The sequence below is a fragment of the Ramlibacter sp. genome (assembly GCF_035706265.1).
Classification (GTDB): Bacteria; Pseudomonadota; Gammaproteobacteria; order Burkholderiales; family Burkholderiaceae_C; genus Ramlibacter.
Map to the genome: position 1 here is coordinate 1 of NZ_DASSVG010000252.1, position 4,464 is coordinate 4,464.

The window sequence follows — 4,464 nt, forward strand, 5'->3', positions numbered from 1 at the left end:
GCTCCATTGGACGGCATGCCGGGGCCGCCGGGCTCACCGGCCAGGCCCAGGCTGCGGATGCCCGCGCCCGGCGCGTACTCGTCGTAGTACCACTCGCCGGCGACGTTGATCACGCCTTCGGGTGCGGCCGGCTCCATGACCGGTACGCCCTTGAGCGCCGTCTCCATGAAGTTGATCCAGATCGGCAGGCTCAGGCCGCCGCCGGTCTCGCGGTCGCCCAGTGAACGCGGCGTGTCGTATCCCATCCAGACGATGGCGACCAGGCTCGGGTGGAAGCCGTTGAACCAGGTGTCGATCGAGTCGTTGGTGGTGCCGGTCTTGCCGTACAGGTCGGCGCGCTTCAGCTCGCGCTGCGAACGCGCCGCGGTGCCGGAGCGCGCCACTTCCTGCAGCAGCCGGTCCATGATGAAGGCGTTGCGGGCGTCGATGGCGCGCATCGATTCGTTCAGCAGCGGCGGCTGGCTCTCCACCAGCGTCTTGCCCTTCTGGTCGGTGATGCGCGTGATCAGCCACGGGTTGATCCGGTAACCGCCGTTGGCGAACACCGAGTAGCCCAGCGCCATCTGCATCGGCGTGACCGAGCCCGCCCCCAGCGCCATGGTCAGGTAGGGCGGGTGTTTCTCGGCGTCGAAGCCGAAGCGGGTGACCCAGTCCTGCGCGGCCTGGGTGCCCACCGCCTGCAGGATGCGGATCGAGACCATGTTCTTGGACTTGGCCAGCGCGGTGTGCAGCGCCATCGGACCCTCGAACTTGCCGTCGTAGTTCTTGGGCTCCCAGGGCGGCCCGCCGGTGACGTCGCCGCCGAAGAACAGCGGCGCGTCGTTGATGATCGTGGTGGGCGTGAAGCCCTTCTCCAGCGCCGCGGAGTAGATGAAGGGCTTGAAGCCCGAGCCGGGCTGGCGCCACGCCTGGGTGACGTGGTTGAACTTGTTCTTGTTGAAGTCGAAGCCGCCGACCAGGGCGTGGATCGAGCCGTCGCGCGGGTCGAGCGCGATGAAGGCGCCCTCCACCTCGGGGATCTGGGTGATCTCCCACGCGTCCTTGGGCGACTTCATCACCCGGATCACGGCGCCGCGGCGGATCTTGATCTTGGGCGGTGCCTTGGCGGACAGCCCGGAATGCGCCGGCCGCAGGCCTTCGCCGGTGATCTCGACCTGGTCGCCGTTGGCGCGCACCGCGACGATCTTCTTCGGCGTGGCTTCCAGCACCACGGCCGCCAGCACGTCGCCGTTGTCCGGGTGTTCGGCCAGCGCGTCGTCGATGGCGTCGTCGAGCTCCTTCGGGTCGTCGGGCAGGTCCACGAAGCGCTCGGGGCCGCGGTAGATCTGGCGCTTCTCGTAGCTCATGATGCCCTGGCGCAGCGCCTTGTACGCGGCCTCCTGCTCCTTGGCGCGGATGGTGGTGAAGACGTTCAGGCCGCGGGTGTAGGTCTCGTCGCCGTACTGGGCGTAGACCAGCTGGCGCACCGTCTCGGCGATGTACTCGGCCCGCACGGCGGTGGTCTGCACCCCCGTGCGCACGCGCAGTTCCTGCTTCTTGGCGGCCTCGGCCTGCTCGTGCGAGATGAAGCCGTTCTCCTCCATGCGCTCGATGATGTAGAGCTGGCGGGCGCGGGCGCGCGAGGGGTTGTTCACCGGGTTGAAGGCGGAAGGCGCCTTGGGCAGGCCGGCCAGCATGGCGGCTTCGGCGATCGTGATGTCCTTCAGCGGCTTGCCGAAGTACGTTTCCGAGGCGGCCGCGAACCCGTAGGCGCGGTTGCCCAGGAAGATCTGGTTCATGTAGATCTCGAGGATCTGGTCCTTCGTGAGCAGGTGCTCCAGCTTGAAGGTCAGCAGCACTTCATAGAGCTTGCGGGTGTACGTCTTCTCGGAGGAAAGGTAGACGTTGCGCGCCACCTGCATCGTGATGGTGGAGGCGCCCTGGCTCTTCACCCGTCCCAGGTTGGCGATGGCCGCCCGCACCAGGCCCTTGTAGTCGACGCCGCTGTGCGAATAGAAGCGCGCGTCCTCGATGGCGAGGACGGCATTCTTCATCACTTGCGGGATTTCGTTGATCGGCGTGAGATTGCGCCGCTCCTCGCCGAATTCGCCGATCAGCACGCCGTCGCTGGAGTACACGCGCAGCGGCAGCTTGGGCCGGTAATCCGCCAGGTCGGCGATGTCGGGCAGGTTGGGGTAGGCCACCGCCAGCGCGACGCCGCCCACGGCCACGCCCGCGGCGACCAGCGCGAAGACCAGGCCGAAGGTCCAGCCGAAGAACTTCAGGAGGAAGCGTTGCCAGAACGGACGCACCTTGCGCGGCGCACGGCCGGGAGCATCGGAAGAGGGGTCGGAAGCCATAAAACTCCAGCGGGCGTCCCGGGGCGCCCATTATAAAAATGCATTCGTCCGGGCCCCCAGGGACGCCGCCGCGCGGCGCGCGGCTCCACCAGGGGGCGCAGGGAAGCCTGGGGCGGCCCGGCGCTTCCTTGAGAGCCCGGCCGTCCCCGGCAGGTTCCGCACAGGCTCGCGCCCGTCCGCACGGCGCCCGGACAGGGCCGCAGTATCGCAGCATCGGCCGTCTGCTTTTTCCAACGTCCCGCGGTGGAGCTGCCAGGAAATTCCTTTGGCGACAAGGACCTTACTGCTAGCATTGATGTGGAATCTTAAGTTCGTTACGCCTTGACACGAAGGCGTTGGAGGAGGCGGGTTTGATCTCTCTCGGGTCTTTGTTCGGCCGCCCGGCGGCCCCCCTGCTGGGGCTGGACATCAGTTCTTCCAGCGTCAAGCTCGTCGAGCTGGGCCTGCGCAAGGACGGAGGCTATGTCCTGGAGCGCTGCGCCATCGAACCGCTGGAACGCGGCTGGATCAACGACGGCAACGTCGAGAAATTCGACGAAGTCGCCGAGGCGATGCGGCGCGTCGTCAAGCGCAGCGGCACGCGCACCCGCAACGTGGCGATGGCCTTGCCCGCTTCCGCGGTCATCACCAAGAAGATCATCCTGCCCGGCGGCCTGTCGGAGCAGGAGCTGGAAATCCAGGTCGAAACCGAGGCCAACCAATATATCCCGTTCTCGCTCGATGAAGTGAGTCTGGACTTCTGCGTGGTCGGCCCCAGCACCACTTCAGCCGGCGACGTCGAAGTGCTGATCGCGGCTTCGCGCAAGGAGAAGGTGCAGGATCGCCAGGGCCTGGCCGAAGCGGCGGGCCTCAAGCCGGTGATCATCGACGTCGAATCGTATGCGGCGCGGCTGGCCGCCGGCCGCCTGATCGGCGCCCTGCCCGAAGGCGGGCACGACCAGCTGGTGGCCCTGTTCGAAGTCGGCGCCAGCACCACCAGCATGCAGGTGATCCGCAACGACGAAGTGCTGTACGACCGCGACCAGGCCTTCGGCGGCGCGCAACTCACCCAGTTGATCGTGCGCCACTACGGCTTCTCCCCCGAGGAGGCGGAGAGCAAGAAGCGCAGCGGCGAACTGCCCGAGGACTACGAGATGGGCGTGCTCAAGCCCTTCGTGGACAGCATGGCGCAGGAATTCGCACGCGCGCTCCAGTTCTTCTTCACCAGCACCCCGCACAACCGCGTCGACCAGATCATGGTGGCAGGCGGCTCGGCGGCGCTGCCCGGCCTGAGCGACGCCATCACGGCCCAGACTTCCTTCCCCTGTGTCCTGGCCGATCCCTTCCAGGGCATGGACTTCGGCTCCAACGTGCGGGAAAAGAAGGTGCGCCGGGAAGCGCCGTCGTACCTGACTTCCTGCGGCCTGGCCATGCGGAGGTTCCTGCAGTGATCCTGATCAACCTGTTGCCGCACCGGGAGGCGGCACGCAAGCGCCGGCGCGAGCGGTTCTACGTCGGCCTGGGCGCTTCCGCGATGGCCGGCGCGCTGGTCGCCGGCGGCATCTTCCTCTGGTACGCGGCCCAGATCTCCACCCAGCGTGACCGCAACCAGGTCCTGACCAGCGAGATCGCGCGCCTGGACGCCCAGATCAAGGACATCGCCAGCCTGCAGGAGGAGATCGCCGCCCTGCGCGCGCGCCAGCAGGCGGTGGAAGACCTGCAGGCCAACCGCAACATGCCGGTGCACCTGCTCAACGAGCTGTCGCGCCTGCTGCCGGACGGGGTGTACCTCAACTCCATGAAGCAGAACAACGACACGGTGTTCCTCGCCGGCGTGGCGCAGTCGAACGAGCGCGTGTCGGAGCTGCTGCGCAACCTGAGCTCCGGCAGCGCCTGGATCACCCGGCCCGAGCTGGTGGAGATCGTGGCGGGCAACGTGACGCTGCCGCCCAAGGACACCCGGCGCGTCGCCAACTTCAAGATGACGGTGAAGCTGGTGCGCGCCAGCGAGGCGGAAAAGGCTGCCGCAGCGGCCGCCGCTGCAGCGAGCGCCGCCGCCGCAGGCACGGCCACCGCGGGTGCCGCACCTGCCGCAGCGGCCAGCCAGCCGGTCGCCGGCGCGGTGGCCGCCACCCCCGGGGGGCCC

The 4,464-nt window shown here is 67.9% G+C and carries 3 protein-coding genes; 2 read left to right on the top strand and 1 reads right to left on the bottom strand.

Annotation, left to right across the window (positions count from 1 at the left end; genetic code table 11):
* Window positions 1–2,339: penicillin-binding protein 1A (locus VFM98_RS09345; RefSeq protein ID WP_325109650.1), on the bottom strand; the 2,339-nt coding region annotated here is incomplete at its 3' end.
* A gap of 350 nt (window positions 2,340–2,689) precedes the next feature.
* Here VFM98_RS09345 and VFM98_RS09350 point away from each other — a divergent pair.
* Together VFM98_RS09350 and VFM98_RS09355 are read left to right on the top strand one after the other, a co-directional pair.
* A complete protein-coding gene (locus tag VFM98_RS09350) occupies window positions 2,690–3,769 on the top strand; it encodes a pilus assembly protein PilM (RefSeq protein WP_325109651.1) in 1,080 nt (359 codons plus the stop codon).
* Window positions 3,766–4,464: PilN domain-containing protein (locus VFM98_RS09355; protein WP_325109653.1), on the top strand; the 699-nt coding region annotated here is incomplete at its 3' end. The genes VFM98_RS09350 and VFM98_RS09355, both read left to right, overlap by 4 nt.